Below are 5,282 nucleotides of genomic sequence, written 5' to 3'. Positions count from 1 at the left end.
GCGGATCGAGTTGGTTAGCTCTTTAACAATATGGTAATTCAGAGATAATTTATGTGGAAGCTCTCTAGATGAGTGACCGATAAAAAATCTCGAAATTTATGACAATTATGTAATGGTAATAAGTTTACTTATTTATCATGCTTAACTTGTCAATTCCGAGTGTTTATATCCGGAGACGGAATTTAAATATATCTAGCAAGATTAAACTGAAGAGTTTGATCCTGGCTCAGAATGAACGCTGGCGGCAGGCCTAACACATGCAAGTCGGACGGAAACGATAGAGAGCTTGCTCTCTAGGCGTCGAGTGGCGGACGGGTGAGTAATGCCTGGGAATCTACCCTTTAGTTGGGGACAACATGTGGAAACGCATGCTAATACCGAATGTGCTCTACGGAGTAAAGGAGGCCTCTACTTGTAAGCTTTCGCTAAAGGATGAGCCCAGGTGAGATTAGTTTGTTGGTGAGGTAATGGCTCACCAAGACTACGATCTCTAGCTGGTTTGAGAGGATGATCAGCCACACTGGGACTGAGACACGGCCCAGACTCCTACGGGAGGCAGCAGTGGGGAATATTGCACAATGAGGGAAACCTTGATGCAGCCATGCCGCGTGTGTGAAGAAGGCCCGAGGGTTGTAAAGCACTTTCAATTGTGAGGAAGGTAGTGTAGTTAATACCTGCATTGCTTGACGTTAACTTTAGAAGAAGCACCGGCTAACTCTGTGCCAGCAGCCGCGGTAATACAGAGGGTGCAAGCGTTATTCGGAATTACTGGGCGTAAAGCGCGCGTAGGCGGACTGTTAAGTCGGTTGTGAAAGCCCTGGGCTCAACCTGGGAATTGCATTCGATACTGGCAATCTAGAATTTAGTAGAGGGAAGGGGAATTCCAGGTGTAGCTGTGAAATGCGTAGATATCTGGAGGAACATCAGTGGCGAAGGCGCCTTCCTGGACTAAAATTGACGCTGAGGTGCGAAAGCGTGGGTAGCAAACGGGATTAGATACCCCGGTAGTCCACGCCGTAAACGATGTCAACTAGCTGTTGGCCTTATTAAAAAGGTTAGTAGCGTAGCTAACGCGATAAGTTGACCGCCTGGGGAGTACGGTCGCAAGATTAAAACTCAAAGGAATTGACGGGGGCCCGCACAAGCGGTGGAGCATGTGGTTTAATTCGATGCAACGCGAAGAACCTTACCATCCCTTGACATCCAGAGAACTTACTAGAGATAGTTTGGTGCCTTCGGGAACTCTGTGACAGGTGCTGCATGGCTGTCGTCAGCTCGTGTCGTGAGATGTTGGGTTAAGTCCCGCAACGAGCGCAACCCTTATCATTAGTTGCTACCATTTAGTTGAGAACTCTAATGAGACTGCCGGTGATAAACCGGAGGAAGGCGGGGACGACGTCAAGTCATCATGGCCCTTATGGGATGGGCTACACACGTGCTACAATGGGGGGTACAAAGAGCGGCCAACTGGCGACAGTGCGCGAATCTCAAAAAACCCTTCGTAGTCCGGATTGGAGTCTGCAACTCGACTCCATGAAGTCGGAATCGCTAGTAATCGCAAATCAGAATGTTGCGGTGAATACGTTCCCGGGCCTTGTACACACCGCCCGTCACACCATGGGAGTGGATTGCAAAAGAAGTAGGTAGCTTAACCTTCGGGAGGGCGCTTACCACTTTGTGGTTCATGACTGGGGTGAAGTCGTAACAAGGTAGCCGTAGGGGAACCTGCGGCTGGATCACCTCCTTTAAGATAAAAAAGGTTACGAGTTTAGACGAGCTTTCACATAAATTCTTTCTGAATTACCTGTTAGGGGCTATAGCTCAGCTGGGAGAGCGCCTGCTTTGCACGCAGGAGGTCTGCGGTTCGATCCCGCATAGCTCCACCAATTTTACTTTAACCTGATGGTTATTAGGTTAAGGCAATCGAGCTACGATTGATAAATTGGGTCTGTAGCTCAGTTGGTTAGAGCGCACCCCTGATAAGGGTGAGGTCGGTGGTTCAAATCCACCCAGACCCACCAATTACTCAGTAAACCTGTTAATAAGGTTTTGAACGAGACGTTTGAAAGTTTATTAACAGTTTTATTTTGTGGTTGAGAAAAGGATGTTATAATTCCGCTTCTCAGTTCACGTAAGCTGAAGTTCTTTAAAAATTTGGAATAACGTTGATATGACGCCGACTTTGTCATATCAATACGCTAATAAATTTCTCCAAAATTTATTAGCAATTGCTGGATTGTTAAACGTAAGTTTAATAATCAAAGTAATAGGTAACGCAATACTTAATTGAGATTACTCAAGTGTATTTGTGTCAGCGATGAACCTTAGTCATGGCAACTCACTAGACCTTAATGTTCTACGGAACACACAAAAGGTTAAGGTTATTTTTGAGTTGTATAGTTAAGTGACTAAGCGTACACGGTGGATGCCTAGGCGGTAGAAGGCGATGAAGGACGTGATAGCCTGCGATAAGCTTCGGTGAGGTGGCAAATAACCTGTGACCCGGAGATTTCCGAATGGGAAAACCCATCCTTTATGGATATCCTCTTATGAGGAAGCTAACCCGGAGAACTGAAACATCTAAGTACCCGGAGGAAAAGAAATCAACCGAGATTCCCTTAGTAGCGGCGAGCGAACGGGGACCAGCCCTTAAGCAATTATTGAGTTAGCAAAATACTCTGGAAAGTGTAACGGTACAAGGTGATAGTCCTGTATGCGAAAGCTCATTAGTTGTGAAATCGAGTAGGACGGAACACGTGAAATTCTGTCTGAACATGGGGGGACCACCCTCCAAGGCTAAATACTCTCTACCGACCGATAGTGAACCAGTACCGTGAGGGAAAGGCGAAAAGAACCCCTGGAGGGGAGTGAAATAGAACCTGAAACCGTGTACGTACAAGCAGTGGGAGCCCTTCGGGGTGACTGCGTACCTTTTGTATAATGGGTCAGCGACTTACGTTATGTAGCAAGGTTAACCGAATAGGGGAGCCGTAGGGAAACCGAGTCTTAACTGGGCGAACAGTTGCATGGCGTAGACCCGAAACCGGGCGATCTATCCATGGCCAGGTTGAAGGTGCCGTAACAGGTACTGGAGGACCGAACCCACGTATGTTGAAAAATGCGGGGATGAGTTGTGGATCGGAGTGAAAGGCTAATCAAGCCCGGAGATAGCTGGTTCTCCTCGAAATCTATTTAGGTAGAGCCTCATGTCTCACTCCTGGGGGTAGAGCACTGTTATGGTCTAGCGGCCCGTCAAGGGTTAGCAGCCCATTGCAAACTCCGAATACCAGGAAGTGCAATCATGGGAGACAGACTGCGGGTGCTAACGTCCGTAGTCAAGAGGGAAACAACCCAGACCGCCAGCTAAGGTCCCTAAACACTACTCAGTGGGAAAGGATGTGGGAAGGCTTAGACAGTCAGGAGGTTGGCTTAGAAGCAGCCACCCTTTAAAGAAAGCGTAATAGCTCACTGATCGAGTCGGCCTGCGCCGAAGATTTAACGGGGCTAAGTAGTGTACCGAAGCTGCGGATGCGTTTTTACGCATGGTAGAGGAGCGTTCTGTAAGCCTGCGAAGGGGCATTGTAAAGTGTCCTGGAGGTATCAGAAGTGCGAATGCTGACATAAGTAGCGATAAAGGGAGTGAAAAGCTCCCTCGCCGAAAGACCAAGGTTTCCTACGCAACGCTAATCGACGTAGGGTTAGTCGACCCCTAAGACGAGGCCGAGAGGCGTAGTCGATGGGAAGCAGGTTAATATTCCTGCACTTTTTATGACTGCGATGGAGGGACGGAGAAAGCTAAACCAGCCTGGCGATGGTTGTCCAGGTTTAAGACAGTAGGCATGTATCTTAGGCAAATCCGGGATACTCTATGCTGAGAGTTGATGACGAGTCCTCTTTTGGACGAAGTGGTTGATGCTATGCTTCCAAGAAAATCTTCTAAGCTTCAGGTCATAAAGAATCGTACCCCAAACCAACACAGGTGGTCAGGATGAGAATTCCAAGGCGCTTGAGAGAACTCGGGTGAAGGAACTAGGCAAAATGACACCGTAACTTCGGGAGAAGGTGTGCCCCTGCCGGTGATGAGACTTGCTCTCTAAGCTAGTGGGGGTTGCAGAGACCAGGTGGCTGCAACTGTTTACTAAAAACATAGCACTCTGCAAAATCGAAAGATGACGTATAGGGTGTGACGCCTGCCCGGTGCCGGAAGGTTAATTGATGGGGTTAGCTTATGCGAAGCTCTTGATCGAAGCCCCGGTAAACGGCGGCCGTAACTATAACGGTCCTAAGGTAGCGAAATTCCTTGTCGGGTAAGTTCCGACCTGCACGAATGGCGTAATGATGGCCACACTGTCTCCACCCGAGACTCAGCGAAATTGAACTCGCAGTTAAGATGCTGCGTACCCGCGGCTAGACGGAAAGACCCCGTGAACCTTTACTACAGCTTTACACTGGACTTTGACCTTACTTGTGTAGGATAGGTGGGAGGCTATGAAACTGTGACGCCAGTTGCAGTGGAGCCATCCTTGAAATACCACCCTGGTAATGTTGAGGTTCTAACCTCGGGCAGTGAATCCTGCTCAGGGACAGTGTATGGTGGGTAGTTTGACTGGGGCGGTCTCCTCCCAAAGTGTAACGGAGGAGCGCGAAGTTACCCTCAGCACGGTCGGACATCGTGCAATGAGCGCAAGAGTAGAAGGGTGATTGACTGCGAGACAGACACGTCGAGCAGGTACGAAAGTAGGTTCTAGTGATCCGGTGGTTCTGTGTGGAAGGGCCATCGCTCAACGGATAAAAGGTACTCCGGGGATAACAGGCTGATACCGCCCAAGAGTTCATATCGACGGCGGTGTTTGGCACCTCGATGTCGGCTCATCACATCCTGGGGCTGAAGTCGGTCCCAAGGGTATGGCTGTTCGCCATTTAAAGTGGTACGCGAGCTGGGTTTAGAACGTCGTGAGACAGTTCGGTCCCTATCTGCCGTGGGCGTTGGAGAATTGAGAGGGGCTGCTCCTAGTACGAGAGGACCGGAGTGGACGAACCGCTGGTGTTCCAGTTGTCATGCCAATGGCATTGCTGGGTAGCTATGTTCGGAAAGGATAACCGCTGAAAGCATCTAAGCGGGAAACCTGCCTCAAGATGAGTTCTCCCTAGACTTTAAGTCTTCTGAAGGGCCGTTGGAGACTACGACGTTGATAGGCAAGGTGTGGAAGTGCAGTAATGTATGAAGCTAACTTGTACTAATTACCCGTGAGGCTTAACTATACAACTCAAAAGTAACTTTT

The 5,282-nt window shown here is 48.8% G+C and carries 2 tRNA genes and 2 rRNA genes; all 4 read left to right on the top strand.

Annotated elements, in window-relative coordinates:
- Window positions 1-203: 203 nt before the first annotated feature.
- The 4 genes from J3999_RS11795 to J3999_RS11780 all read left to right on the top strand — a co-directional run bounded on the left by J3999_RS11795 (window position 204) and on the right by J3999_RS11780 (window position 5,262).
- Window positions 204-1,747: ribosomal RNA gene (locus J3999_RS11795) — 16S ribosomal RNA — on the top strand.
- A gap of 63 nt (window positions 1,748-1,810) precedes the next feature.
- Window positions 1,811-1,886, top strand: a tRNA-Ala gene (locus J3999_RS11790).
- Window positions 1,887-1,944: 58 nt separating this feature from the next.
- Window positions 1,945-2,021, top strand: a tRNA-Ile gene (locus J3999_RS11785).
- A gap of 377 nt (window positions 2,022-2,398) precedes the next feature.
- Window positions 2,399-5,262: ribosomal RNA gene (locus tag J3999_RS11780) — 23S ribosomal RNA — on the top strand.
- Together the 16S and 23S rRNA genes with 2 tRNA genes alongside form the textbook arrangement of a ribosomal RNA operon.
- Window positions 5,263-5,282: the final 20 nt, after the last annotated feature.

The sequence above is a fragment of the Thiomicrorhabdus sp. 6S3-12 genome, assembly GCF_017571475.1.
GTDB lineage: Bacteria > Pseudomonadota > Gammaproteobacteria > Thiomicrospirales > Thiomicrospiraceae > Thiomicrorhabdus.
This window is presented reverse-complemented; position numbering and strand designations above follow the sequence as displayed.